A 24,783-nucleotide genomic window follows, 5' to 3' on the forward strand; every position below is an offset into this window, starting at 1 on the left:
CTGTTCTTGGAATGCTCTGCCCGCGTGATGCGGGGCGTTGTCAGGAAGCGGGTCTGGATGCCGGGCGTTCTGCCCGAATGTCTTGATCCGTCTTTCCTGACCGGTGGGTCTGGGTCCGTTCTGGCCCCCATCGTCCGTCCTTGTCGGCGGCGTGCCGCGTCCTTCAGCCCTTGGTGGCGATCCCGTTCATGAGGTGGTCCAGGAACTTCGCGGACCGCTCTTTCGGGTCGATGGCTTCCTGGTCGTGCTGATGCCAGGACAGTAACCAGTTGACCGAGTTAAGGAAGAAGCTGCCGGCTGCATTCGTGTCGATATTGCGCAGGGATCCCTCTGCCGCAGCATCCGACAGCAGCCCGCTGATATATGTCTGCAGCGCCTCTTCGCGGGAGGTGATATCGCTGCGCAAACCCTCAGGAAGCGCGAGGATATTCGGCCGGGTCAGGAAAGCGCCGTTTTCCACCAGCGTGCGCGTGATGAATTCCCGGTAGAAATTGGCGAAACGATCAAGGGCGCTGCCCCCGGATTGTTCGGCCTTGGTGCGGGCGGTTTCCCCGCAGAGGAACGTGACCTGCAGGCAATCGTAGAGCAGTTCTTCCTTGTTGCGAAAATAGTAATAGAGCGCGGTCTTGGTGACCCCGATCTCATCCGCGATCTCGTCAAGCGAGGTTGCGTGATACCCTTTTTCGTTGAACCTGCGAGAGGCGATGCGCAGCGCCGCACGCCGCTTCTGTTCCCTTATCTCTTCCCGTGATGCAACTTCACCGTTCCAACTGGCCATTCGGTCCCCTGAAAAGTCTGTCTCAATTCCTAAAACTCACAAACTAATCCCTGAACACGAACATTGTTCCACAGGGTAAATCTTTACAGTCCCCAGGGACGGAACTTGCCCCGAAGCCAAAGGCCCGAGCATCGGTAACACCGGGACAATGCTTGGCAATATCCAATCAGCGGTCGGAAGGTCAACTCTGGCTTGTGCCGAAAAGCGCCTGGATCGGGCCGGGGGAAGGGCGGATCCGGGGACTCGTGAAGCGGGGATCTTGGCGCTAGCCTGCGGGAAACACCACGTGGGGGAAGGGCATCGGATGACGCGGAAAGGCCGGATCGAGGACCTGAGGCTGCTGACCGGAAAGGGGCGCTTTACCGACGATTGCGCCGGGGACGGGCGCGCGGGTCAGCCCCTTTGGGTGACCTTCTTGCGCGCGCCGCATGCAGCGGGCCAGCTGCTGGGCATCGCCACGCAGGAGGCCGCCGCCATGCCGGGCGTGCGGGCGATCTTCACGGGCGCGGATCTGGCCGCCGATGGGATCGGGCCCTGCCAACCCGCGATGGCCCTAGAGGGGCCCGATGGGCAGGAATGGCAGGCCACGGAGCGCCCCCTTCTGGTGCAGGAGCCTATCCGCCACCTGGGCGAACCGCTGGCCATGGTGGTGGCCGAAACCCGGGCGCAGGCCATGGATGCGGCAGAGGCGCTGGAGGCCGATATCGCGGAACGCCCCACCGTGATCTCCATACCCGAGGCCCGCGCGCCCGAGGCGCCGCTGGTGCATGACAGCCGGCCCGGCAACCTGGGCTACCAATGGAGCCGGGGGGACTGGGCGGCGACCGGCGCGGCGCTTGAGGCCTCGGCCCACCTTGTGCGGGTCGATCTTCCGGTCAGCCGGGTGACGGCCATGGCGCTGGAGCCGCGCGCGGCGCTGGCCTGGCCTGACGGGGAGGGGATGGGCCTGGAGCTGTCGATCCAGAGCCCCACGGGCCTGCGGGACGCGCTGGCCGGGGCCTTTGACATGGAGGCGGGGCATATCCGCGTGCTGGCGGGCGATGTGGGCGGCTCTTTCGGGATGAAGGCCGGGATGCTGCGCGAAGAAATGCTGGTCTTCTGGGCCGCGCGCAAGCTGGGCGTGCCGCTGCGCTGGCGGGCGGATCGGTCAGAGGGGTTCCTGTCCGACGAGGCCGGGCGCGACATCCTTGCGACGGCTGAACTGGGGCTGGATGCAGAGGGCAATTTCACCGCCCTGCGGGTGCATGAGGATGTGAACCTGGGGGCCTATGCCTCTGGCCGGTCGATCACGCCGATCCTGAACATCGGCGGCATTGCCGGGGTCTATCGCACGCCGCTGATTGCCGGGCGGATCGATGGCTGGCTGACCCATACGGTGCCCGTCGCGGCCTATCGCGGCGCGGGCCGCCCCGAGGCGACCTATATCATGGAGCGCCTGGTCGATGCCGCCGCTGCCCAGCTTGGCGTGGACCGGATCGCCCTGAGGCGGCGCAACCTGATCCCGCGGGCGGCGATGCCCTGGGCCTCTCCCTTCGTCTTCGATTACGATTGCGGGGATTTCGAGCAGATCCTGGATGCGGCTGTCGCGCGCGCCGATGTGGCGGGGTTCGCTGCTCGGCGGGAGGCCAGCGCGCAGAGGGGGCAGCTGCGGGGGCTGGGCCTGGCCTTCTGCATCGAGGCGGCCGGGGGCACGATGCTGGGACCGGGCCGGGATTGGACGGACCTTGAGCTGCTGGCGGATGGGCGGCTGCGGATCGCGGCGGGGGCCTTTTCCACCGGCACCGGGTTGGAGACGGCCTTTAGCGATCTGGTCGCGCAGGAATTGGCAGTGCCGCGGGACCGGGTGGGCTACCTGCAGGGCGACACAGACGTCATGGAGCGCGGCGCCGGGATGGGGGGATCCGGGGCCATGGTGAAGGGCGCCTCTGCCCTGCGCGGCGCGGTGTCGGAGCTGCTGGAGCTGGCGCGGGCGCGGGCGGCAGAGATGCTGGAGTTGCCGGAGGCAGAGATCACCTATGAGGCCGGGCTGTTCCGGGGTGCGGGGCGCAACCGCGTGCTGTCCTTTGCCGATATCGCCGCCCATGCCGCAGAGGCCGGGGTTCGGCTGCGCGCGCGGGGTTCTTTCACCAGCCAGGGCCCGACCTTCCCCAACGGCTGCCATGTCTGCGAGGTCGAGGTCGACCGGGAGACGGGGCTTGCCCGGCCGGTCGCATATTGCGCGGTGGAGGACATCGGCACCGTGCTCAACCCCCAGCTGGCAGAGGGGCAGCTTCATGGTGGCGTAGCCCAGGCGCTTGGCCAGGTCTTCATGGAAGAGCTGCGCTACGGGGCAGGGGATGGCCAGCTTCTGACCGGATCGCTGATGGATTATGCCCTGCCGCGCGCGACGGATCTGCCGGGTTTCAGCACCGCGTTCCTGGGTGTCCCCACGGCGCTGAACCCGCTGGGCGTCAAGGGCGTGGGAGAGGCCGGTTCCGTTGGGGCGCTGGCGGCGGGGATGCTGGCGGTGCGAGATGCGCTGGCCTTTGTCGGGGTCGAGGCCCCGGAGATGCCCGCAAGCCCCGCGCGGGTCTGGGCCGCCTTGCAGGGCGCCGCAGCGCGGGGGTGAAGAGGCAGTTTGCAGGGGCGCTGACGACCCGGTGGGCGTGAAGCGCCCGGACCAGGGTGCCGCCCGGGGGGAGCCGCCGCAGGCCGGCGCGGGGGCAGCGCCCCCGTTCCCCGCCCGCCGCAGGCGATGCGCCCCGGTGGGGCGCAGGGGCAGGCCGGCTAAAGGCGCGCAGCCTGGCCCCGTTTCCTGTTCAGCCGCGTTGCCAGCCCAACTGTCCGGCCAGCCGGTCCTGGGCGGCGCGGTACTCTGCCTCGAAACGGTCGACGCGGTCTGCCACGCTTTCCACGGCGGTGATGGCGCCGATGCCCTGGCCCGATCCCCAGATGTTCTTCCAGGCCTTTGCCGCCCCGAAATCCATCTTGGAGGGATCCGAGCGTTCCAGCGCGTCCGGGTCCAACCCCGCCCGCGCGATGGAGGGCTTGAGGTAATTGCCCGGCACGCCGGTGAAGAGATCGGAATAGACGATGTCCGAGGCGCCGCTGTCCACGATCATCTGCTTGTACTCGGCCTCGGCATTGGCTTCCTGCGTGGCAATGAAGGCCGAGCCCGCGTAGCCCAGGTCCGCCCCCATGGCGAGGGCGGCCAGCAGGGCATCGCCGCGCGCGATGGCGCCCGACAGGATCAGCGGCCCGTCGAACCAGGCGCGGATCTCCTGCACCAGCGCGAAGGGCGAGAGCGGGCCGGCGTGGCCCCCCGCGCCGGCGGCCACGGCGATCAGCCCGTCAGCGCCTTTCTCGATCGCCTTGCGGGCGAAACGGTCGTTGATCACGTCATGCAGCACCAGGCCGCCGCCGGCATGGGCGGCCTCGTTCACCTCGGGGCGCGCGCCGAGGGAGGTGATCCAGATCGGCACCTCGTGCTTCATGCAGATCTCCACGTCGCGTTCCAGCCGGGTGTTGGAGCGGTGGACGATCTGGTTGACCGCATAGGGGGCCGCCGGACTGTCCGGATTGGCCTGGTTGTGGCGGTCCAGCTCTTCCTTGATCCGGGTCAGCCAGGCGTCGAGCAGCGGCGGCTCTCCCTCCGCTTCGCGGGCGTTCAGCGCCGGGAAGGAGCCGACGATGCCGGCCTTGCACTGGGCGATGACAAGCTCCGGTCCGGAAACGATGAAAAGCGGGCTGCCGATCAGGGGCAGTCGCAGGTTCTGCAGTATGGCTGGCAGGGTCATTTGGGTCCTCCTCTTGCGTCAAGAGGTGGCATGGGGCGGCGGGGCTGTCAGCCGTTTCGCTGCGTCACGAAAGGGGCGCGGTTTGAGCGGGTGGGGGCAGTTGGGGCGCAGGTGGGGGCCAGCCCCCGTCGCCTGCGGCGACTCCCCCGAAGTATTTCGGGCCAGATGAAGGGGATCCGGTGCCGGGGGCCGTCAGTCGCGCAGGCGGGCGGTGGCTGGCAGGTCGGGGGTGCCGTCCGGGCCAAGAGCGACCGCGAAGAGCTGCTGCGCCTCATCGGCGGTGTAGCGGCCGAGGCGCACGTCTTCGGCCACCTTTTCGGGTGCGCGGGTTCTGGGATCGCCGTAGCCGCCGCCGCCGGGGGTGCGGACATGGACGAGGTCGCCTGGCTGCAGGGGGATATCCTGTTCCTTGGAGAGGTGTTCGGGCACGTGGATGGTGCCGTTGCGGTGGATCTCAACCTTGTTGGGGGTGCCGTCCCGGCCCCCCATGGTGCCCGGGGGGCCGAAGCGGCCGTGGTCCATGACGAAGCTGGCGGTGGCGGTGCCGCGCCGCAGCTCCAGCGCGTAGTCGAGCCCGAAGCCGCCGCGGTGGGACCCCGCGCCGCCCGAGCCCTCGTGCAGGGCGTAGTGGTGGTAGAGCACGGGGAACTGGGTTTCCATGATCTCCACGGGTGGCGCCTTTGAGATGCCGATGGTGGAGCAGCCGTTGGAGAGGCCGTCGTGGTCCGCATTGCCGCCGTAGCCGCCGCCCGAGAGCTGGTACATGACGAAATCGCGGTTCTTTTCGGGATCGTGGCCGCCCAGGGCAAAGTTGCCGGAGGTGCCCGCCGGAGCTGCCGTCACGCGGTTCGGCAGGGCGGGGGCGAGGGCGAGGAAGACGGCCTCTGCGATGCGCTGGCTGACCTCTGCCGCGCAGCCCGACACGGGGCGGGGGTACTGGGCATCGAGGAAGGTGCCCTCGTAGCCGGTGACGATGAGCGGGTCGAAGGCGCCGGCGGAAATCGGCACCTCCGGGAAGATATGGCGCATGGCCAGGTAGACCGAGGAGAGCGTGGTCGCCAGGACCGAGTTCATCGGCCCCATGCAGGGCGCGGAGGAGCCGGTGAAATCGAAGGTGGACTGGTCGCCCTGGCGGGTGACGGCGAGGCGGATTTCCAGCGGTTCGTTCACCACGCCGTCGCTGTCGATGAAGGCGGAAGCTTCGAACCGGCCTTCGGGCAGCAGGGCCAGGCAGGCGCGCATCTGGGCGGCAGCACGCAGGCGCAGTTCGGCGATGGCGGCGGCCACGGTGTCATCCCCGTAGCGGTCCAGCAGCGCGCCCAGCCGGTCCGCGCCGATCAGCAGGGCGGCAGCCTGTGCCTGGACATCGCCGATGCGCTGGTCCGCGACGCGGATGTTGGAGCAGATGATCTGGTAGATCTCCTGGTCGAGCTGGCCCTGCTTGAAAAGTTTCACGGGCGGCAGGCGTAGCCCTTCCTGTTCCACGGCCGTGGCGGAGGCAGAGAAGCCGCCGGGCACGCTGCCGCCCGTGTCCGGCCAGTGGCCGGTGTTGGAGAGCCAGCAGAAGATCCTGCCATCGCGGTAGAAGGGCGTGACGAAGCGCACGTCCATCAGGTGGGTGCCGCCGAGGTAGGGATCGTTGACGATGTAGATATCCCCCGGCTGCGGTGCGGCGGTGATCCCGGCCGCGATCCGTTCCGTCAACACGCGGGTGGAATATTGCATCGTGCCGACGAAGACCGGCAGCCCCTGGGAGCCTTGCGCGATCAGGGCGCCGTCCTCTGCCGCGTAGATGCCATCGGAGCGGTCGTTGGCCTCTGCGATGACAGGCGAGAAGGCGGCGCGGGAAAAGCTGAGGTCCATCTCGTCGCAGACCTGTTGCAGGCCGGCCTGGATCACGGAGAGGGTGAGGGGATCAAGGGTCATTGGGCCGCTCCGATCTGTAGGATGATATTGCCCAGGGCGTCCTGGGTGACGCGGTCGCCGGGCGGGACAAGCACGGTGGTGTCCATCTGCTCCAGGATCGCGGGGCCGTCGAAGCTGGCCGAGAGGGGCAGGGCGCCGCGCTGGTAGAGCGGGGTCTCCATCACCGTGCCGGCAAAGCGCACGGGCCGGGTGCCGCGCTGTGCCTCTGCCAGCGTCGCCTTGCGATCGGCGGGGGGCAACAGCGCCGCCGGATCCAGGCTTTCGCGCGTGCCGATGACGGAGGTATTGGCATTGACCACCGTGGCGCGGATCCGGTCCAGGCGGATGCGGAAGCGGTTGAAGTAGACCTCTTCAAAGGCGGCTTGCAGGGCCTCGCGGGTGATCTCTGGCCCTTCCAGTTCGACCCGCAGCAGGTGGGTCTGGCCGATGAACTGCATGTCGAGGGAGTGCAGCACCTTCACCTCTGTCACGGAGACCCTTTCGCGCCCGATCAGCGCGCGGCCCTCTTGAGCCTGGTCTGTCAGGACGCGGGCCAGGGCGGTCATGTCGAGCGTATCGAGCGGGGTGGCCACGGTGCGGGTGAAATCATGGCGCAGGTCCGCGACAAGGCAGCCGAGCGCATTGGTGATGCCGGGCCGGGCGGGGACAAGCACCCTTGGCACGCCAAGCTCCCGCGCCAGGGCGGCGGCATGCAGGGGGCCCGCGCCCCCGAAGGCAAAGAGCGCGAAGTCACGCGGATCCGCCCCGAGGGAGAGGGAGACCATGCGGATTGCCCCGGCCATCTTGATATTGGCCATGTGGATCACGGCCTCTGCGGCCTCTTCCGGGGTCAGGCCCAGGGGATCGCCCAGTTTCTTTGCAAATATGTCCCGCACGCTTTGCAAAGTGATGCCGCCTTCGACGGATTTCAGGCGGGACGGGTCCAGGCGGCCAAGCAGCAGGTTGGCATCCGAAATCGTCGGTTCTGTCCCGCCGCGCCCGTAGCAGATGGGGCCGGGGGTGGCGCCGGCGCTTTCGGGGCCGACCTCTAGCAGGCCGGCGGCATTGACCCGCGCGATGGAGCCGCCGCCCGCGCCCACGGTGCGCACGTCCACCATGGGGACGTGGATCGGCATGGCATGTTCGACCTCGATCTCGTTGGAGACGGCGGGCTGGGCGTTGCGGATCAGGGCCACGTCGGTGGAGGTCCCGCCCATGTCGTAGGTCAGCAGGTCGGGCATTCCGGCGGCGCGCCCGGTAAAGGCGGCGGCCATGACGCCCGAGGCCGGGCCGGACATGACGGTGCGCGCGGCCTCCTGCGCGACGCGGCGGGCCGAGACCATGCCGCCGTTGCCGTTCATCACCAGAAGCTCGCCCTGGTAGCCGCCCTCTGCCAGGCTGCCGGCCAGGTTCTGGGCGTAAAGGTCAAGGATCGGCTGGACAGAGGCATTGACCGCCGCCGTCACGCCACGTTCGTATTCGCGGCTTTCGGACAGCAGCGCATGGCCAAGGGTGACATAGGCGTTGGGCCAGACCTCTTTCAGGATCTCGCCCGCGCGCAGCTCATGCGCAGGGTTGCGGTAGGCGTGCAGGAAATGAACCACGACGGAGACACATCCCTTGTCCAGCAGGGCGCGGGCGGCGGCGCGCAGGGCGTCTTCGTCAAGCTCGGTGACGACGCGGCCTTCGGCATCCATGCGCTCTGGCACTTCAAGGCGCAGGTCGCGCGGGATGAGAGGGCGGAAATCGCCCTTCATCCCGTAGGCCTGCGGGCGGGTGCGGCGGCCAAGTTCCAGCACGTCGCGGAAGCCGCGGGTGGTGATCAGCCCGGTGCGCGCCAGCTTGCGTTCCAGAACGGCATTGGTGGTGGTGGTGGTTCCATGCACGATCAGGTCGGTGCGGGGCAGGTTGGCGCCCGCTTCCGCCAGGGCCATCATGACCCCGCGCGACTGGTCATCCAGGGTCGAGGGCACCTTGGCCAGCCGCACGTCGCCCGTGGCCGGATCCATCAGCACGAGGTCGGTGAAGGTTCCGCCCACATCGACGCCGATGACCGCTCCGCCGCTCTTTTCCGTCATGACTGTCCTCGATCTGATCCGTTTGTGTGCAAATGATTTTCTGAAGAGCAGCGCCCTGTCAATCTTTGACCGTATCGGGGTGGGCAGGAAAGGCCGCCATTGCCTCTGGATGAGGCCCCGGTCAGGATCGGCGCCGGGTGGAGCGGTCAAGGCGGGGAAGATGATGCATAGGAACATGAGGCTATGCGCGGCCATGCGGGCCGTGCTTTTGGCGGGGCTGCTGGGGGCCCCGGGCGCGGGGCTGGCCCATGCCTCCGAAGGGGGGATCATCCTGTTGCTGCCCACGGATCTCTACGTGGCGGGTGGTGTTGCCAGCGTGATCGCCACGGTGCTGCTGATCCTGGCCATTCCGGAGCGCGCGGCGCGGCGGATGTTCCGCCCGGTGGCCCTGGGCCGGGCGCCGGGGATCGGGCGGTTTTCCCTGCTGACCTCGATCCTGTCGGCGGGGCTTCTTCTATGGGCGGTGATCGAGGGCTTTCACGGCGCCCAGGACCCAAAGCACAATCCGCTGCCCTTGCTGGTCTGGACCGGCATGTGGGTCTTCCTGTTTGCCGCCCAGGGCGTCTTCGGAGACGTCTGGCGCTGGCTGAACCCATTCCGGGGCAGCTACGGGGTGCTGCGCCTGCTGGGGCTGCCGCGGCTGCTGCGCTGGCCGGGCTGGCTGGGGCACTGGCCGGCGGTGCTGGTCTGGGTGGGCTTCAGCGCCCTTCTGATGATCGACATTGCCCCGGCGGATCCGGACCGCCTGGCGGGCATCGTGCTGGGATATTGGGGGCTGACCCTGGCCGCCTGCGTCACCTTCGGGCCGATCTGGCTGCGCCGGGGCGAGGGGATCTCTGTCGCGCTTGGCCTTTACGCGCAGCTCACGCCGCTGCGGCGGGCGGGCGGCGCGGTGCGGCTGAGCGCGCCCGGCTGGTCGCTGCTGCGCGGGCCGGTGCCGGGCTGGTCGCTGGCGCTGCTGATGCTGATCATGCTGGGCACCGGGTCCTTTGACGGTCTGAACGAGACCTTCCGCTGGCTGGCGGCCATCGGGGTCAACCCGCTGGCCTTCGAGGGGCGCAGCCAGGTGATCACGCAGAACACCCTGGGGCTGGCGCTTTGCGTGGCAGCCCTGGTGGCGGTCTACGGGCTGGCGGTCCGGGCGGGGCTGTGGCTGGTGGGCGAGCAGCGCTTCGGCCTGGCCTTCCGCATGCTGGCCCCGGCCATCCTGCCCATCGCCTTCGGCTACCACCTGGCCCATTACCTGCCCGTCGCCCTGGTCGAGGGGCAGTACCTTGCGGATATGGTCAGCCATCTTCTTGGCGGGCCCGGCTACCACGTCACCACCGGGTTTCTTTTCTCTCCGGACAAGGTGCGGATGATCTTCCTGAGCGAGGCGGGCTTCGTTGTGCTGGGGCATATCCTTGCGATCCTGATGAGCCACGCGGCGGCGCTGCAGCTGACCGGAAGCCATCGCAGGGCGGCGATCAGCCAGGCGCCGCTGGCGCTTTTCATGATCTTCTACACCTTCTTCGGACTATGGCTTCTGGCCTCTCCGCGCGGGGCGTGAGGGGCCGCCTGTTCCTTGGGCAGCAGGCAGAAAGGATGCACACAAACAAGTTTGCCTCTCACGAGAAACTGGACAGGTCCGTATGCGCGCCTACAGACTGTAACGCAGGGTCAGCCTAATAAGACCGCCATCAACCTTTCCAACAGGGATTGTCCGAACATGAGTGACGTGACCAAGAAGACCGGCCTTGTGGCCGCTTCCGACCATCGTCCGGCGGCGCCGACACGCCGCCAGGCGCTGAAAACGCTTGCTGCCGGGGCGGGTGCCGCGGCGACGATGCCCCTTTGGGCGCGCTATGCCTCTGCCCAGAGCGCAGAGCCGATCCGCATCGGCTTCGGCAAGCATGCCACCGGGATCGGCGCGGCCTATGGCCGTTGGTACGACCGGGTCAGCCAGGCGGCCGTGGCCAAGATCAACGGTGACGGCGGCATCAACGGCCGCATGGTCGAACTGGTGACGGAGGATGACGGCACCGATCCCCGCCGCGCCGCCGAACTGCTTGAGAAATTCGCCAACCAGTCCAACTGCGATATCGCCTACGGCACGCTGTTTTCCCATGTCGTCATCGGCGCCGCACCGCGAGCGGGTGAGCTGAAGCTGCCCTATTTCGTGGTCTCCGAAGGCCATCACGTGGCCTCCGGCATGTTGAACCGCTGGACCGTCCAGCCGGGCATCACCGACGTAAAAAGCCAGGTTGCCGCCATGGCCCCATTCATCACCGACATGCTGGGCAAGAAGGTCACCATGATCTTCCCGGATTACGGCTTCGGCTATGATCACCGCGACAACCTGACCCCCGCCATCGAGGCGATGGGCGGCGAGGTCGTGGGCAAGATCGCGATCCCGCCGACCGAGACCTCTTTCACCAAGTACTTCCCGCAGATCCCGCGCGACACCGAGGTGATCTACCACGTCATGGTGGGCCCGGCGGTGCTGACCTTCGTCAAGGAACTGGGCGAATTCTTCGGCCCCTCCCGCCCGGAAATCTTCGGCTTCATCGATTCACTGGAAGCGGTGGATATCAACTCTCCCGGGCTGGAATTCCTGGAGGGCACCTATTTCTGGGAAGGCATGCCGCGATACCTGCAGCCCGATGCCCCCGATTACGTCAAGGCCTACCGCGATGCGGTGGGGCTGGATGCAAACGGGGCCAGCACCTCTGACCCATCGGATGTCTCGACGGCGGCGCATATGTTCGGCTGCTGGGAAACCCTGCATGTCATCAAGGCCGGGATGGAGGCCGCGGGCTACCAGTCCAAGGACGACCGTCAGGCGCTGATCGAAGCCGTGGAAGCCATGACGGAGATGCCGGCAGGTCCCGCCCATCCGCAGGGCGCCAAGATCTTCAACGGCAAGACCCACCAGGTCTTCGGTCCGCAGTATATCTCCAAGGTGGAGGGCGGGAAGCTGTCGCTGGTGCATACGGCCAGCGCGGAAGAAACGCTCTATCCTGACGAGGTCGATTATACCACGATGGACTTCTGAGTGACCGGGCCCGCAGGATCGCGCGCCCTGACAGGAGAGTGATTTATGCGGGTCCAACCCTTCCTCATGTTCCACGGCACGGCGGCGGAAGCCGCCGAGACCTATGCCGGGCTTTTCCCCAACGGGTCCTTCAAGGTCACCCAGAGCGGCCCGGACGGCGCGCCGATGGTGCTGGTGGTGAGCCTGGGCGGCCAGGAGCTGAGCTTCCTGGAAAGCCCGGTGGACCATGGGTTTTCCTTCACGCCGATGATCTCTCTCAAGGTGGATTGCGACACGGTGGAAGAGGTGGACCGCCTCTGGGCGGCGCTGATCATTGACGGATCCGCCCTGATGGAGCTGGGCGAATATCCTTTCAGCCCGCGGTATGGCTGGCTCACGGATCGTTTCGGCCTGTCCTGGCAGATCGGGATTTCCCCTACAGAGTAAGACTTTAAATGGAATTCGGACCCTACCTATTGCTCGCCTGCCTCGAGGGCGCGGTGCTTGCGGCCGTGCTGGCGTTGATGGCCTCGGGCCTGTCGCTGGTCTTCGGCGTGATGCGCGTGGTCAACGTGGCGCATGGCGAATTCTACATGCTGGGCGCGGTGGCGGCCTGGGCGGTGACATCGATGCTGGGCGCGGGGGCGGTGGCGAACTTCGTTGCCGCCCTGGTGATCGCGCCGCTTGCCGTGGGCCTGCTGGCCGCGGCGGCGGACATGACGATCCTGAAGCGGCTGGAGTACGACCCCGAGCGCACGATCGTCGCCACGATCGGCCTGCTCTACGTGATCCAGCAGCTGACGCTGATGACCTATGGGGCGGATGCGCGCCCGGTCGTGGCCCCCTTCAACAGCCGCATCGCCCTGCCATGGGTCGAATGGGGCGAGAACGGCCTGAGCCTCTATTATCCCTGGGGGCTGTCGACGACCTCTTACAAGCTCTTCGTGATCGTGGCGGCGGTGGTCCTGATCACCGGGCTGCGCCTGTTCATGGCCCATTCCAGGGCCGGCCTGATCATGCGCGCCACCCAGCTGGACGGAGAGATGGCGACCGCCTTCGGCGTGCCGGTCGAGCGGGTCTACGCGATTGTCTTCGGGGCAGGTGCGGCGCTGGCCGCGCTGGCGGGCGTGCTGATCGTGCCGATCCAGCAGGCCCATTACCTGATGGGGGGCGACGCGCTGTTGCTGAGCTTCATCGTGGTGATCATCGGCGGGCTGGGCAGCCTGACCGGCACCGTGGTGGCCGCCATCCTGATCGGGATGAGCGATGGCATCATCTCTGTCTTCTTCTCGCCCACGCTAGCCAAGATCATCGCGACGCTGGTGGTGGCGCTGGTGCTGGTTTTCCGCCCGCAGGGCCTGTTCGGAGCGAAAGACCGATGAGCCGCCGGGACTGGAGCCTTCACCTGGGGCTGGTGGCCCTTCTGTTCGCGCTGAACTGGATCCTGCCGGCCTATCACCACGGGGTCGTGGCGCGTGTCATGGTCCTGGCGGTCTTCGCCATGGGCTACAACGTGGCCTTCGGCTACACCGGTTTGCTGAGCCTGGGGCACGCGATGTACTTCGCCGCCGGAATGTACGGCACCGGGCTGGTCGCGCTGCACCTGGAGGCCGGGGCCATTCCGGCCTGGTTCGCGGGCCTGGGCGCGGGGCTGCTGCTGGCGCTGGTGACGGGGCTGCTGGCCCTGCGCACCGCCGGGGTCAGCTTCATGATCGTGACGCTGATGTTCGCGCAGGCCTTCTACCTGGGCATCCTCTACTTCGGGGATATCACCCATGGCGACGACGGCTTCGTGGTGCCCAATGCCGCCCGCCGGGTCGCGGAAGTGGCCCTGTCTGATGCCGGGCCGCGCTACCTGATCGGCTGGGCGCTGTTCTCTGTCACCATGATCGGCACGCTCTGGCTGGTGCGCGCGCCCTTCGGGCGGGTGCTGGTGGCAATCCGAGAGAACGAGGATCGCGCGCGCCTGCTGGGCTATGACACCGGGCGGCGCAAGCTGGGGGCGCTGGTGATCTCGGGCGGGATTTCCGCCGGGGCGGGGGCGGCCTATGCGCTGCTCTTCGGCTACGTCGGGGCCAGTTTCGCGGGTGTGCAATATTCGATCTTCGCGCTGCTCTGGGTGCTGTTGGGCGGGGCGGGCACGGTGATCGGGCCGCTGGTGGGCACGCTATTCATGTATTACCTCGTCGATCTGTCGACCGAGGTAACGGATGCCTACATGCTGATCGCCGGCATCGTGCTGATCCTGCTGACGCTCTTCATGCCGCGCGGCATCACCGGGGCCCTGCGCCAAGTCTGGAGGGACCTGCCATGAGCGTGATCCTTGAAACCACGGGCCTTGGCAAAAGCTTCGACGGGCTGCGGGCCAACAACGACATCAGCTTCAGCCTGCCGGCGCACCAGATCCGGGCGCTGATCGGGCCGAACGGGGCGGGCAAGACCACCTTCGTGTCGATGCTGATCGGCCGGCTGACCCCCACCGAGGGCGTGATCCGCTTTGACGGGCGCGACGTGACGAAGCTGCCGGCCCATGAGCGGGTCAAGCTTGGCATGGCCTATACCTTTCAGATCACCTCTGTCTTCGGGCGTCTGAGCGCGCATGAGAACGTCGCCCTGGCCGCCCGGCGCCGGCTGAGCGATCCCGCCGCGGTGGCGCAGGAGGTGGCCCAGGCGCTTGGCCGCGTGGGGCTGGGGGACAGGGCCGATGCCATCGCCGGGGACCTGTCCTACGGGCACCAGCGCCTGCTGGAGATCGCCATGGGGCTGGCGCAGAAACCGCGCCTGCTGATCCTGGACGAACCCACGCAAGGCCTGGCGGAAAGTGAGGTCGAGAGCTTCAAGGCGCTGATCCGGGCGCTGGCGGCGGAAACCACGATCCTGCTGATCGAACACAACATGGCGGTGGTCATGGAGCTTGCGGATCACATCACGGTCCTCAACTTCGGAGAGATCCTGGCCGAGGGCTCTCCGCAGGAGATCCACGCCAACCCGGCGGTGCAGGCTGCCTACCTTGGAACAGGAGCGCCCGATGCTGAAGATTGAGGCGCTGAGCGCCGGATACGGGCAGGCCATGGTGCTGCGTGATGTCGCGCTGGAGGCCCAGGCCGGAGAGATCACCGTGCTGATGGGGCGCAATGGCGCGGGCAAGACGACGCTGATGAAATCCATCATGGGGCTGGTGAAGGCCAGCGGAACCGTGACGCTGGACGGGGTCGCGCTGACCGCGCTGCCGCCCCACCAGGTGCCGCGCCATGGCGTCGGCTACGTGCCACAGGGCCGCCGCCTGTTTTCGGAGCTGACCGTGGCCCAGAACATCGAGATCGGGCTTGGCGCCGCGCCGGATGCAAGATCCCATGGCGCCCTGCGGGCCGAGGTGCTGGCGCTTTTCCCCCGCCTGGCAGAGCGGATGGACCAGCGGGCCGGGACGCTTTCGGGCGGCGAACAGCAAATGCTGGCCACCGCGCGGGCGCTTTGCGTGAAGCCCAAGCTGCTGTTGCTGGATGAACCGACGGAGGGGTTGCAGCCCTCCATGATCGAACAGATCCGGCAGGTGATGCTGGCGATGCGCGACAAGGGGCTTGCGGTGCTGCTGGTGGAGCAGCGCATCGATGCGGTTCTGGGGCTGGCAGACCGGGTCTTCGTGATCGAGAACGGGCGCAATGCCGAAAGCTTCACCCGCAGCGATCTGGCGGCAGGCGAAGCGCGGCTCAGGTCCCACTTGGGCGTGTGAGCGCCCGGCTCAGCAGAGCTTGAGCAGCAGCCGGATGAAGGTGCCCTGTTCCTCTTCGGTGAGGGGGGCCAGGGTTTCTTCGGTGATGGCCATGGCGGCGCGGGCGGTGCGTTCGTAGACCGCCTGGCCCTCTGCCGTGGGGGACAGGTAATGCCGGCGCCGGTCATCGGGATCGGCCGCCGCATCGACAAGGCCACGGGCGCGCAGGCGGTCCGCGACCCCCTTGATCGTGGCGGCATCCATGGCCACGGCCCGGCCAAGGGCGTTCTGCGATGTCGGGCCCAGTTCACAGAGCTTCGCAAGGGCGGCGAATTGCGTTGAGGTCAGGTCCGGAAGCAGCTGGGAGAAGATCGAAAGATGCCTTTGGGACGCGCGACGCAGAAGGAAGCCGACCTGCGCTTCCAAACGGTAGGCATTGGATGCCTTATCCTTGAACTCATAATGCATGAACGATCTATTCCCGGCCCCGCTGGGATTGGCAAGGGTGAAAGAGATTGACAGAGAACCGGCTCAACCGGCAAAATCTGTTTGCATACGAATGAAAATTTCCCTGCCAATCCGGGGGGGACGCAAGACAGAGAGAGTGCCTTCATGGCGGCAGTTGAGAAGGTCAGATGCGATGCCTGCCCGGTCATGTGTTTCGTCGCAGAAGGACGGACGGGGGCCTGTGATCGCTACGCCAACGAAGGCGGCAGGATCGTGCGCTGCGATCCGGTGACCGTGCTGGACAAGCGGCTGGCCGATGGCACGGAAATCCGGCCCTTCCTGAAGGATGACTGGGACGGCGATCTTGTGGCGGGGGGCGATCTGTTCGTCTCCGGCCTTGGGGCGGGCACGACCTACCCGGACTTCAAGCCTGCGCCCTTCATCGTCAGCCAGGAGGTTGCGGGCGTCGACACGGTGACCGTGGTGACAGAGGCGATCTATTCCTACTGCGGCGTCAAGGTGAAGATCGATACCGACCGCCACATCGGCGACGAACGGGCGATTGTCCGTGCCAAGGGGGAACCCATCGGCATGGTGATGACCGGGGAGTACGGCTCCCAGATGCTGTCCTTGGGCGGTGTGGATCACCTGACCGGGGGCACCAAGCCCGAGGGGCGGGCGACCTGTGACACGCTCATGGCGCTGTGCAACGCAGAGGCGGTCGAGCTTGAGATCGAGGGCGGCTCGCGTGTGGTCGTGCAGGCGGGCAGGGCCCCCATCGTGGATGGCAAGCAGGAGACGCGGATGCGGGTGGGCTGCGGCTCTGCCACCATCGGGATCTTCGCGGGGCAATGGAAGGGCCTGGTGGATGAGGTCGTCGTGGTGGATGACCATATCACCGGCGTCGTTTCGGAACACCAGGCGGGCAAGGTGATCGGCTGGCCCGACACGGGCATCCGCATCAAGGGCCGCCGCTCCACCCCCGGGCGTTATTTCCAGGTGGCTGAACCGGGGCTGGGCTGGGGCGGTACGGATATCGAGGATCCGCTGACCATCCTGGGCGACTGGCTGCCCAAGAAGGGCGCGCGACCGGGGCTGACCCTGCTGATGGTCTCCACCACCGGGGAACATGCCGAATACTTCGTCCTGGACGAGGACCTTCAGCCGCGTCGGCAGGAGATGCCCGAGCGGCTGAAACCCTCTGTCGCCCTGATCCAGGAGAACTGCGAACCGGCGCTTTGCACGGTGCTGTTCTGCGCCGGGGCCGGGGGATCGCTGCGCGCGGGTGTGACGACGAACCCGGTGCGCCTGACGCGTGCTGTGCAATCGGGCACCGCCCGGGTCACGCTGGGCGGGGCAGAGGCCTATCTTTGGCCCGGCGGCGGGATTACGGTCATGGTCGACGTGTTGAAAATGCCGGCGAAGAGCTTTGGCTACGTGCCCACGCCCGCCCTTGTCGCGCCGCTGGAATTCACCATGCCGCGGGAGATCTACCTGGGCCTTGGCGGCTATGAACAGGCGATCCGCCCGCTGGAGCAGGTTCTGGAAGAGGGCGGCGAATACGGGGGCGATTTCCGCGCGCTGAGCTGGAAGGCGGTCTGATGCAGGCCGCGCTGCTGCCCGACGGTGTGCGCCTGCATCTGCAGGCGGGGCCGATCGACCTGATCCTTTTTGCAGAGGCATCGCGGCGTGAGGCCTGCTATCGCGCCGCCTGCAAACGCTTTGACGGGCTGCTCGAGGAACTGGTGGCCGAACTGCCCGCGCTGCGCCGAGAGGGGGGCAGGCTTAAGGGGCCTGTGGCGCGCCGGATGGCGGCGGCGGTCGCCCCCTTTTCCCCGGAGTTCATCACCCCCATGGCCGCCGTGGCGGGCTCTGTCGCCGAAGAGGTGCTGGGCACCATGGCAGGGCAGGCGCCCGAGGCAAAGCTGTGGGTCAACAATGGCGGCGACCTGGCCTGGCAGATCCGCGCGGGAGAGATGCGCCTGGCCATGGCCGGGGGCGCCCTGGCGGTCCCCGCTGACGCCCCCTGGCGCGGTTGCGCGACATCGGGGCGGGGCGGGCGCAGCCACAGCCTTGGCATCGCGGATGCGGTGACGGTGCTGGCAAAAGGCGCCGCGCAGGCGGATGCCGCCGCCACGATGATCGCCAATCGCGTGGACCTGCCGGGCCACCCGGCGGTGGAGCGCCGCCCCGCCGAGGAGCTGTCACCCGACAGTGACCTGGGCACGCGCCCGGTGACCACCGGGCTGGGGCCGCTGACGGGGGCAGAGGTGGCGCAGGCGCTGGACAGCGGCGCCGCCTACGCCCAGAAATTGCTTGGGCGGGGGCTGATCGGTGCCGCCCACCTGAGCCTTAACGGGGAGAGCCGCCAGATCGGGGCCTCCCAGGACATTACATTGGAACTGGAACCGGGCCATGGCTGACTTCACCTTGCGCAAGACGATGATTTTCCTTGAAGAGATCCACCATGACGGGGGGCCGGCAGGCGGACCGCGCCAGCGGGGCGCGATCCTGGCCCTGGTGAAGAACCCCTTTGCCGGGATCTACGAGGCCGACCTGCAAAGCGCGATGGATGACCTCAAGCCGCTGGGGCTTGAGATGACCGACAAGCTGATCGCGGCCATGGGCGGGATCGAGGGCATCGACGGCTACGGCAAGGCCGCCATGTGCGGCACCGGCGGAGAGCTGGAGCATACCGCGCTTTGGCATGTGCCGGGCGGTTACGCCATGCGTGCCCGGCTGGGCGAGGCGCTGGCGATCGTGCCCTCTGCCATGAAGCAGGGCGGCCCCGGCGTGCGTATCGACGTGCCGCTTGGCCATATCAACGCCGCCTATGTGCGCAGCCATTTCGATGCGATGGAAGTGGGCCTGCCCGAGGGCCCGCGCGCCGATGAACTGCTGCTGGCCCTGGCGATGAGCCGCGGGCCCCGGATCCATTCCCGGATGGGCGGCCTTGAAGCCGACCAGGTCAGCAAGTTCGACGGGCTGCGCTGAGGGCTTGGCGCGGGGTGGGTGAAACCCACCCCTGGCAAGGCGTCCTAGCCGTGACGTTCGGTGTCGATGGAGCGCAGGATCGCTGTCACCAGCTCAAGATTGGGGGCGTCGATCCCGTGGCTTTTCGCGACGGAGATGGCGGCGGCGAAGATCGGGTCGATCTCCATCGGGCGGCCTGCCTCCAGATCCTGCAGGGTCGAGGGCTTGATATCCAGCGTGTCCCGCGCGGCCGCGGCGCGCTGCTCCGGGCCGTAGGGGAAGTCGACGCCCTCTGCCTTTCCGGTCGCATAGACCTCTGACATGATGCCAACGGCCAGCCGGAACAGCGCCGGATCGGCCAGCGCCCGCGAGATCGGTGCCTGGGCCACCGCGCAGGTGGAGTTCATGCCCGCGTTGCTCATGAGCTTGGTCCAGAGCGCGTTCTGGTAGGGCTGGGTTTCCTTGATGTCAAAGCCCGCCGCCCGCATCAGGCCGGCCACGCGCACGACATCGGCGCGGTCCTGGCCGGGCAGGCGGCCCAGGTCGTAATAGCCTTCGTTGTTGCGCTCGATCAGCCCCGGTTCGGGCACATTGGCGCTGAGAAAGGCGATGGCGCCGATAGCGCGCTCCGGCCCGATGGCCTTCCAGAGCACACCGCCCGGATCGACCTCTTCCGCGCCCTTGGTCCCGCCCTGCCCATCGGCGACCGGATACCACCAGGGCAGGCCGTTCACGATGCTCATGACGCGGCTGTGGGGCAGCAGGAGGCCCGCGATCTTGTCAGCCATGGCGGGCAGCTGGTGCCCTTTTAGCGCGGTGATCACCAGGTCCTGCGGCGGCAGGTCGGCGGGATCTTCCACCGCGTGGACTGCGAAGCTGCGCGGCTTGGGATGCGAAGGGGTGGAAATGCGCAGGCCCTTTTCCTGGATCGCGGCCAGGTGCGGCCCCCGCGCGACGATGGAAATGCTGGCAATTCCAGCGTCTTCCGCACCTGCGGCCAGCTCTGCCGCGACCGCGCCGCCGATGGCGCCGGCGCCGATGATCGCGATGGACAGGGGCCGGTCCGGCAGCGGGGGAAGGGAGGGCTTGCTCATGGGGAAATCCGTTCTGAAAAGCGTTGCAAAGGGTTTCGCATCTGGGGCCCTGGCCTGCAAGTTTTGCCCGCCCCGCGCAATCGGCAAGGGCGGATTTACAAGGCCTGATTTGCTTGCTAAATGAAACTGCCCCGAATTGCGGGCGGGATTGGCCGAAACGCGGCCCCGACAACAGGCACGGCATGACCGGACAACGATGGCAAAGCTGGCAATTGACCTGGCGATGGTGAAACCCTCGCCCCTTTGACCTGTTTACCGAAGTTCGGCGGCCCCTGCGCAAGACATGTATGCGCCGCCCCCGCATTTAGAGACATGACCAGATGACCGACCTCACTTTCCAAACCAAGGGGGGTGTGACCGTCACCCGCCGCGAATTCCCCGCGACCTACATGGTCGATACGGATGCCCTGGCGCAACGGCTCGATTCCCGGCGCGGCGTATTGCTTTCGTCCAATTACGAATACCCGGGCCGCTATACCCGTTGGGATTTCGGGTTCGATGCACCGCCCCTGCTGATCGAAAGCCGGGGCCGCGCCATGCGGCTGGCGGCGCTGAATGCACGCGGTGAAGTGCTGCTGAAGATCATTGCGCCGGTGGTGAGCGATCTTGAGGCCGTGGCGGAAACAGAGGTCTCCGATACGGAAATCAAGCTGCAGATCCGCGCGCCGGAGCGGGTCTACAATGAAGAGGAACGCTCGCGCGCGCCGTCGGTCTTTTCGGTATTGCGCGCGATCGTGGCGCTGTTCTTCTCTGAAGAGGATGGGCACCTGGGGCTTTACGGGGCCTTCGGCTACGATCTGGCATTCCAGTTCGAACCGATCGAGTTTTCCATGCCTCGCCCCGAAGATCAGCGCGACCTGGTGCTGTTCTTTGCCGATCATATCCTGGTGGGGGACCATTATTCGACCTCTGCCACGCGTATTCAGTACGAGTTCGAAAAGGACGGGCATTCCACGGCCGGCGTGCCCGGTGGCAGCCCCGAGGAGCCTTTTGTCAAAGGCCCCGAGGACCTGCCGCGCGGCGATCACGTGCCGGGCGAATATGCAAAACTGGTAACCTCGGCCAAGGATAGCTTCCGCCGTGGCGATCTGTTCGAGGTGGTGCCGGGGCAGGTTTTCTATGAAGCCTGCAAGGATAGCCCCTCGGCCATTTACGAGCGGCTGAAAAAGATCAACCCGGCGCCATTCGGCTTCATCATGAACCTGGGTGAACAGGAATACCTGGTGGGCGCCAGCCCCGAGATGTTCATTCGCGTCACCGGGCGCCGGGTGGAAACCTGCCCGATTTCCGGCACGATCAAGCGCGGCCGGGACGCCATCGAGGACAGCGAACAGATCATGAAGCTGCTGCAATCCAAGAAGGATGAAAGCGAGCTCACGATGTGTTCGGACGTGGACCGCAACGACAAGAGCCGGGTGTGCGAGCCGGGCTCTGTCCGGGTCATCGGCCGCCGCCAGATCGAGATGTATTCCCGCCTGATCCATACCGTTGATCATATCGAGGGGCGCCTGCGCGCAGGCATGGACAGCATGGATGCCTTCCTGTCCCACGCCTGGGCGGTGACCGTGACCGGCGCGCCAAAGCTCTGGGCCATGCGGTTCATCGAGAAGCACGAGAAGAGCACCCGCAAGTGGTATGGCGGGGCGGTGGGGGCCGTGCAGTTCGACGGTGGCATGAACACCGGGCTGACCCTGCGCACCATCCGGATCAAGGATGGCGTGGCAGAGGTGCGGGCGGGCGCGACGCTGCTGAACGACAGCGATCCCGATGCCGAGGAGGCTGAGACCGAGCTCAAGGCCAGCGCCATGCGGGCCGCGATCCGGGGCGACGTGCGGGCCAATGACGGGCCGGGGGACGGCAGCCGCCTGCCAAAGGGCAAGGGCCGCCGCCTGCTATTGGTCGATCACGAAGACAGCTTCGTCCATACGCTGGCGAATTATTTCCGCCAGACCGGGGCAGAGGTGATGACGACCCGCAGCCCGGTGTCCGAAAAGGTGCTGGACGAATTCAAGCCGGACCTCGTGGTATTGTCGCCGGGGCCGGGAAATCCGTCCGACTTCCAATGCTCACAAACAATTGAATTGGTGCTGAAACGGAAATTGGCGCTATTTGGCGTCTGCCTTGGGTTGCAGGCCATTTCCGAATACTTCGGCGCTGAATTGCGTCAATTGGACGAACCCATGCATGGCAAACCGTCCCGAATTGACATTTCCGATCCCGGTCTGGTCTTTGACGGGCTGGATAAGCAGGTGACCATCGGGCGCTACCATTCCCTGCATGCACTGGCCTCCAGCCTGCCGGCAGAAATGCGCGTGACTGCAACGACTTCCGACGGGATCGTCATGGGGATCGAACATGCAACGCTGCCAGTGGCCGCGGTGCAGTTCCACCCGGAATCCATTATGTCCCTTGGGCAGGATGCGGGAATGCGCATGATTGAGAACGTGGTGGAGCGCCTTGGCGTCACCAGCAAGCAAAAGGATCTTGTCTGAGATTAAGCTTGCGTTAAGCCGCTTGTGAAATTGATCCGCCAGGCGGATCGCGCCGGGATCGCAGTGCAGGCTGCGGTCCCGGTTTTCATTTGATTTGCTGCTGCTTTGCGTTTGATCTGGTGCCGCTTTCGTTTGATGTGATGCCGTTTTTGCGTTTGATCTACAGCATTCGGCATATGTTATCCGATGAAGTTTACCTTAACGTTAACGGTGGCTTTTCGCCTATTCCCACGTTGCAGATCAATTTTTTTGCTTGTGGAGTGCCGGAATGGCAATGTATTTTCCAATACTCAGGAAATGTCACTCCATTTCCGTATGAAAGGAAGATGAAATGCTCGATCTTGATTTGGAGGCCATGGACCTTGGCGATCTGAAGAAATTGCAGACCAAGGTCAATACGGCGATCAAGACCTACGAAGACCGTCAGCGCAAGGCGGCCCTGGTTGAGCTTGAGGCGAAAGCCGCAGAGATGGGGTTTTCCCTGTCTGAGCTGACCGGACAATCCGGGCGCAAGGCGAAGGTCAATCCGCCGAAATACCGCAACCCCGAAGACGCTACCCAGACCTGGAGCGGCCGTGGCCGTCAACCGGCATGGATCAAGGAGGCCCTCGGACGTGGGGACTCCCTCGATCAGTTCCTGATCGTAAAATAAGACCACCGGGCACCGCACACCCGTAGATCTTCATGTTCGGGGGGCCAATTAAGGCGGCCCGAACCGGTTTCCCACCGTAATCGGGACGATAGGGGCCCACGGGCCCCTTTCGCTTTTTCCGCCCCCGTTTCGCTGTTTCCAGGTTTCCGGATTGGCCCATGGAATGGGCGGCAATTCGGATAGGGTCTTGAGCGGAATGGGAAGAGTCGGGGCAGGGAGGTGCCATTCCAACCAGACGACTCACCCGAAATCCTGCGGGGGGCGGTGCGGGCGCTTTCTGGCACCGTACGGTCCCTGGTAAACAGGATCTGAAGCCCGCGTTCCGCGGGCGGTCAGCGGGATCGGCGCGGCAAGGGGGCGAATCTGGCCGTTAACGCTGTGAATCCGGGGGAAAATCCACGTCTGTATTACGTCGGTATCGCGTCGGTATTACGTCGGTGCCGGTGTCGGTATTTCGGCTGGTTAAGCGCGTGCACGCTGGGGCAGGGGAATCCTAGCATGTTCCGGCGCCGGGTGGCTTGGCCACCCTGCCGCGCCGGGGGCTCGATGCCCCGGGCGGGGCACCTCTGGCCGCCCCTCATGCGCCGCCTCTGCCCGGCTTGCGCCCTTTGCGGCTTCGTGGCACGGGAAGGGCATGGCAGATCTGAAGGTGATTGAAGGCGTTCTGAGCGACCGTGGGTCGAAATACGCCGTGGCGGGCGGCCCCGCCGCCAGCAAGGCCGAGGCCGAGGCGCTGGTCAAGACGCTCAAGCGGAAGAAGAAGTTTGCCAAGGCCACCCATAACACCTGGGCGGTCCTGCTGGAGGACGGCCCGCTGAAGGCCGATGATGGGGAATCCGGCGCTGGCATGGTGATCGTGCGCATGCTGGAACGCGAAGGGCTGAGCAACCACGTCATCGTGGTCACGCGCTGGTTCGGCGGCACCCACCTTGGCGGCGACAGGTTCCGCCACGTGCAAAGCTGCGTGCGCACCTACCTCGATATGCTCTAGGCGTCCGGTGTCAGCATCCGGGTGAATAGCGTGGTCAGATAGGCCTCTGCCTCGGGGTAGGGATCGGGTTTCTCCGGGCCCAGCACCGCGCCGACCTGCACTTCGAAATCCGCGTAATGCTGGGTCAGCGACCAGATGGAGAAGATCAGGTGGTGGGGATCGGTGCGGTTGATCCGCCCCTCGTCCATCCAGCGGGTCAGGGTGGCGGCCTTGTCATCCACCAGGGCCTTCAGGTCCGTGGCCAGCAGGTCCAGGATATGGGGCGCGCCCTGCACGATCTCATTGGCAAACAGCCGGCTTTCGCGGGGGTGATCGCGGCTCATCTGCAGTTTGCGGCGCAGGTAGGTCAGGATTTCCTCAAGCGGCTCGCCGTCCGGGTCCATGTCGCGCAGGGGATCCAGCCAGGTATCCATCAGGGTGGACAGCAGGTGGCGGTGGATCGCTTCCTTGGTGGGGAAATAATACAGCAGGTTGGGCTTTGACAGGTTCGCTTCTTTCGCGATCTGGTCAACGGTGGCGCCCCGAAACCCGTAGGTCGAAAAGACGCTGAGCGCCGCGTCGGAAATAAGCCTGATATTCTTGCGCTGGATGCGGGTACGCGCGACGGGCTGGTTCATTCTTCTTCCTGTTTTTGACCGCGACTCTAGCGGCTGTTGTCTGCAGAAAGCCAGATACGAGCACGCCGGGGGGCTGGCTGTTATGCGCTTCGCAGCCCGCGTGATCGATAAATCATCACTCAGGTCGGGGGTTTGCGGCAAAGCGGCTGAGCGGCCGGCGATTTACTTGACTGTTCCTTGACTGACTTTCCGGCTCTGCTAGCGTGCCTTTGACCAAAGGGTCAAAAGTAATGCAGCGAATGTCAAGGAGCCAGTGCG

21 protein-coding genes are annotated in these 24,783 nt (G+C 66.2%); 14 read left to right on the top strand and 7 right to left on the bottom strand.

All coding sequences use genetic code 11. From position 1 onward, the window contains the following. Positions 1-163: 163 nt before the first annotated feature. Complete coding sequence (locus tag HCZ97_RS01255; protein WP_167686841.1) at positions 164-778, bottom strand: TetR/AcrR family transcriptional regulator; 615 nt, start codon at positions 776-778, stop codon at positions 164-166. Positions 779-1,082: 304 nt separating this feature from the next. Here HCZ97_RS01255 and HCZ97_RS01260 point away from each other — a divergent pair, with 304 nt between their 5' ends. After that, positions 1,083-3,386: a xanthine dehydrogenase family protein molybdopterin-binding subunit gene (locus HCZ97_RS01260; RefSeq protein ID WP_167686842.1), complete on the top strand. Its 2,304-nt coding sequence runs from the start codon at positions 1,083-1,085 to the stop codon at positions 3,384-3,386. A 190-nt stretch (positions 3,387-3,576) separates the two neighbouring features. On the opposite strand, the gene HCZ97_RS01265 is transcribed toward HCZ97_RS01260, so the two are convergent. The 3 genes from HCZ97_RS01265 to HCZ97_RS01275 all read right to left on the bottom strand — a co-directional run bounded on the left by HCZ97_RS01265 (position 3,577) and on the right by HCZ97_RS01275 (position 8,537). Beyond that, on the bottom strand, positions 3,577-4,554 hold the full coding sequence (locus HCZ97_RS01265; RefSeq protein ID WP_167686843.1) for a nitronate monooxygenase family protein: 978 nt from the start codon (positions 4,552-4,554) through the stop codon (positions 3,577-3,579). Between the two features lie 192 nt (positions 4,555-4,746). Further along, on the bottom strand, positions 4,747-6,480 hold the full coding sequence (locus tag HCZ97_RS01270) for a hydantoinase B/oxoprolinase family protein (protein ID WP_167686844.1): 1,734 nt from the start codon (positions 6,478-6,480) through the stop codon (positions 4,747-4,749). Then, positions 6,477-8,537, bottom strand: coding sequence for a hydantoinase/oxoprolinase family protein (locus HCZ97_RS01275; protein ID WP_167686845.1), 2,061 nt, complete (start codon positions 8,535-8,537; stop codon positions 6,477-6,479). The genes HCZ97_RS01270 and HCZ97_RS01275 overlap by 4 nt, the downstream gene beginning before the upstream one ends. 193 nt (positions 8,538-8,730) lie before the next feature. Between HCZ97_RS01275 and HCZ97_RS01280 the strand changes: the two genes are divergently transcribed. The 7 genes from HCZ97_RS01280 (at position 8,731) to HCZ97_RS01310 (ending at position 15,280) form a co-directional block, all read left to right on the top strand. Beyond that, positions 8,731-10,086, top strand: a complete 1,356-nt coding sequence (locus HCZ97_RS01280; protein WP_217701708.1) for a hypothetical protein — start codon at positions 8,731-8,733, stop codon at positions 10,084-10,086. 159 nt (positions 10,087-10,245) lie between these two features. After that, entirely contained in the window at positions 10,246-11,571 is a 1,326-nt protein-coding gene (locus HCZ97_RS01285; RefSeq protein ID WP_167686849.1) for an ABC transporter substrate-binding protein, read from the top strand. 45 nt (positions 11,572-11,616) lie between these two features. Next, on the top strand, positions 11,617-11,997 hold the full coding sequence (locus tag HCZ97_RS01290; RefSeq protein ID WP_167686850.1) for a VOC family protein: 381 nt from the start codon (positions 11,617-11,619) through the stop codon (positions 11,995-11,997). 8 nt (positions 11,998-12,005) lie between these two features. After that, positions 12,006-12,932 carry a branched-chain amino acid ABC transporter permease gene (locus HCZ97_RS01295; RefSeq protein WP_167686852.1) on the top strand — a complete coding sequence of 309 codons (927 nt, stop codon included), beginning with the start codon at positions 12,006-12,008 and terminating at the stop codon, positions 12,930-12,932. After that, complete coding sequence (locus HCZ97_RS01300) at positions 12,929-13,864, top strand: branched-chain amino acid ABC transporter permease (RefSeq protein WP_167686854.1); 936 nt, start codon at positions 12,929-12,931, stop codon at positions 13,862-13,864. Before HCZ97_RS01295 ends, HCZ97_RS01300 begins: the two co-directional genes overlap by 4 nt. Continuing rightward, a complete protein-coding gene (locus HCZ97_RS01305) occupies positions 13,861-14,592 on the top strand; it encodes an ABC transporter ATP-binding protein (protein WP_175581607.1) in 732 nt (243 codons plus the stop codon). The genes HCZ97_RS01300 and HCZ97_RS01305 overlap by 4 nt, the downstream gene beginning before the upstream one ends. Then, complete coding sequence (locus HCZ97_RS01310) at positions 14,579-15,280, top strand: ABC transporter ATP-binding protein (protein WP_167686856.1); 702 nt, start codon at positions 14,579-14,581, stop codon at positions 15,278-15,280. The genes HCZ97_RS01305 and HCZ97_RS01310 overlap by 14 nt, the downstream gene beginning before the upstream one ends. A gap of 9 nt (positions 15,281-15,289) precedes the next feature. On the opposite strand, the gene HCZ97_RS01315 is transcribed toward HCZ97_RS01310, so the two are convergent. Further along, positions 15,290-15,727: a MarR family winged helix-turn-helix transcriptional regulator gene (locus HCZ97_RS01315; protein ID WP_167686858.1), complete on the bottom strand. Its 438-nt coding sequence runs from the start codon at positions 15,725-15,727 to the stop codon at positions 15,290-15,292. Positions 15,728-15,871: 144 nt separating this feature from the next. Between HCZ97_RS01315 and HCZ97_RS01320 the strand changes: the two genes are divergently transcribed. Genes HCZ97_RS01320 through HCZ97_RS01330 form a run of 3 tightly spaced genes read left to right on the top strand, consistent with a single transcriptional unit; the run spans position 15,872 to position 18,700 of the window. Continuing rightward, entirely contained in the window at positions 15,872-17,308 is a 1,437-nt protein-coding gene (locus tag HCZ97_RS01320) for a 6-hydroxynicotinate reductase (RefSeq protein ID WP_167686860.1), read from the top strand. Next, entirely contained in the window at positions 17,308-18,129 is an 822-nt protein-coding gene (locus HCZ97_RS01325; protein WP_167686862.1) for a UPF0280 family protein, read from the top strand. The genes HCZ97_RS01320 and HCZ97_RS01325 overlap by 1 nt, the downstream gene beginning before the upstream one ends. Next, entirely contained in the window at positions 18,122-18,700 is a 579-nt protein-coding gene (locus tag HCZ97_RS01330; protein WP_167686864.1) for an amino acid synthesis family protein, read from the top strand. Before HCZ97_RS01325 ends, HCZ97_RS01330 begins: the two co-directional genes overlap by 8 nt. 44 nt (positions 18,701-18,744) lie before the next feature. Here the strand turns inward: HCZ97_RS01330 and HCZ97_RS01335 are convergent, their stop codons facing one another. After that, the gene (locus HCZ97_RS01335) at positions 18,745-19,773 is read right to left on the bottom strand and encodes a ketopantoate reductase family protein (RefSeq protein WP_167686865.1); all 1,029 of its coding nucleotides are present in this window, start codon (positions 19,771-19,773) and stop codon (positions 18,745-18,747) included. Between the two features lie 320 nt (positions 19,774-20,093). On the opposite strand from HCZ97_RS01335, the gene HCZ97_RS01340 reads away from it, so the two are divergent. The 3 genes from HCZ97_RS01340 (at position 20,094) to HCZ97_RS01350 (ending at position 23,908) form a co-directional block, all read left to right on the top strand. After that, positions 20,094-22,265 (top strand): anthranilate synthase component I, encoded by a 2,172-nt coding sequence (locus HCZ97_RS01340; RefSeq protein WP_167686867.1) that lies wholly within the window; start codon positions 20,094-20,096, stop codon positions 22,263-22,265. Positions 22,266-22,596: 331 nt separating this feature from the next. Next, entirely contained in the window at positions 22,597-22,917 is a 321-nt protein-coding gene (locus HCZ97_RS01345) for an H-NS family nucleoid-associated regulatory protein (protein ID WP_167686868.1), read from the top strand. 643 nt (positions 22,918-23,560) lie between these two features. Then, positions 23,561-23,908, top strand: a complete 348-nt coding sequence (locus HCZ97_RS01350; RefSeq protein WP_167686885.1) for a YigZ family protein — start codon at positions 23,561-23,563, stop codon at positions 23,906-23,908. Here HCZ97_RS01350 and HCZ97_RS01355 read toward each other — a convergent pair. Next, on the bottom strand, positions 23,905-24,525 hold the full coding sequence (locus HCZ97_RS01355) for a TetR family transcriptional regulator C-terminal domain-containing protein (protein WP_167686869.1): 621 nt from the start codon (positions 24,523-24,525) through the stop codon (positions 23,905-23,907). The two genes, HCZ97_RS01350 and HCZ97_RS01355, sit on opposite strands and share 4 nt — an antisense overlap. Positions 24,526-24,783: the final 258 nt, after the last annotated feature.

This window comes from Pseudooceanicola sp. HF7 (assembly GCF_011806405.1).
Taxonomy (GTDB): Bacteria; Pseudomonadota; Alphaproteobacteria; order Rhodobacterales; family Rhodobacteraceae; genus Pseudooceanicola.

What these genes read in the sequence shown, in the direction of transcription:
- HCZ97_RS01345 (WP_167686868.1), top strand. Translation starts at nt 22,597, where the DNA reads ATGCTCGATCTTGATTTGGAGGCCATGGACCTTGGCGATCTGAAGAAA.
- HCZ97_RS01325 (WP_167686862.1), top strand. Translation starts at nt 17,308, where the DNA reads ATGCAGGCCGCGCTGCTGCCCGACGGTGTGCGCCTGCATCTGCAGGCG.
- HCZ97_RS01285 (WP_167686849.1), top strand. Translation starts at nt 10,246, where the DNA reads ATGAGTGACGTGACCAAGAAGACCGGCCTTGTGGCCGCTTCCGACCAT.
- HCZ97_RS01305 (WP_175581607.1), top strand. Translation starts at nt 13,861, where the DNA reads ATGAGCGTGATCCTTGAAACCACGGGCCTTGGCAAAAGCTTCGACGGG.
- HCZ97_RS01355 (WP_167686869.1), bottom strand. Translation starts at nt 24,525, where the DNA reads ATGAACCAGCCCGTCGCGCGTACCCGCATCCAGCGCAAGAATATCAGG.
- HCZ97_RS01280 (WP_217701708.1), top strand. Translation starts at nt 8,731, where the DNA reads ATGCGGGCCGTGCTTTTGGCGGGGCTGCTGGGGGCCCCGGGCGCGGGG.
- HCZ97_RS01335 (WP_167686865.1), bottom strand. Translation starts at nt 19,773, where the DNA reads ATGAGCAAGCCCTCCCTTCCCCCGCTGCCGGACCGGCCCCTGTCCATC.
- HCZ97_RS01300 (WP_167686854.1), top strand. Translation starts at nt 12,929, where the DNA reads ATGAGCCGCCGGGACTGGAGCCTTCACCTGGGGCTGGTGGCCCTTCTG.
- HCZ97_RS01330 (WP_167686864.1), top strand. Translation starts at nt 18,122, where the DNA reads ATGGCTGACTTCACCTTGCGCAAGACGATGATTTTCCTTGAAGAGATC.
- HCZ97_RS01295 (WP_167686852.1), top strand. Translation starts at nt 12,006, where the DNA reads ATGGAATTCGGACCCTACCTATTGCTCGCCTGCCTCGAGGGCGCGGTG.
- HCZ97_RS01290 (WP_167686850.1), top strand. Translation starts at nt 11,617, where the DNA reads ATGCGGGTCCAACCCTTCCTCATGTTCCACGGCACGGCGGCGGAAGCC.
- HCZ97_RS01340 (WP_167686867.1), top strand. Translation starts at nt 20,094, where the DNA reads ATGACCGACCTCACTTTCCAAACCAAGGGGGGTGTGACCGTCACCCGC.
- HCZ97_RS01260 (WP_167686842.1), top strand. Translation starts at nt 1,083, where the DNA reads ATGACGCGGAAAGGCCGGATCGAGGACCTGAGGCTGCTGACCGGAAAG.
- HCZ97_RS01320 (WP_167686860.1), top strand. Translation starts at nt 15,872, where the DNA reads ATGGCGGCAGTTGAGAAGGTCAGATGCGATGCCTGCCCGGTCATGTGT.
- HCZ97_RS01265 (WP_167686843.1), bottom strand. Translation starts at nt 4,554, where the DNA reads ATGACCCTGCCAGCCATACTGCAGAACCTGCGACTGCCCCTGATCGGC.
- HCZ97_RS01255 (WP_167686841.1), bottom strand. Translation starts at nt 778, where the DNA reads ATGGCCAGTTGGAACGGTGAAGTTGCATCACGGGAAGAGATAAGGGAA.
- HCZ97_RS01315 (WP_167686858.1), bottom strand. Translation starts at nt 15,727, where the DNA reads ATGCATTATGAGTTCAAGGATAAGGCATCCAATGCCTACCGTTTGGAA.
- HCZ97_RS01270 (WP_167686844.1), bottom strand. Translation starts at nt 6,480, where the DNA reads ATGACCCTTGATCCCCTCACCCTCTCCGTGATCCAGGCCGGCCTGCAA.
- HCZ97_RS01275 (WP_167686845.1), bottom strand. Translation starts at nt 8,537, where the DNA reads ATGACGGAAAAGAGCGGCGGAGCGGTCATCGGCGTCGATGTGGGCGGA.
- HCZ97_RS01310 (WP_167686856.1), top strand. Translation starts at nt 14,579, where the DNA reads ATGCTGAAGATTGAGGCGCTGAGCGCCGGATACGGGCAGGCCATGGTG.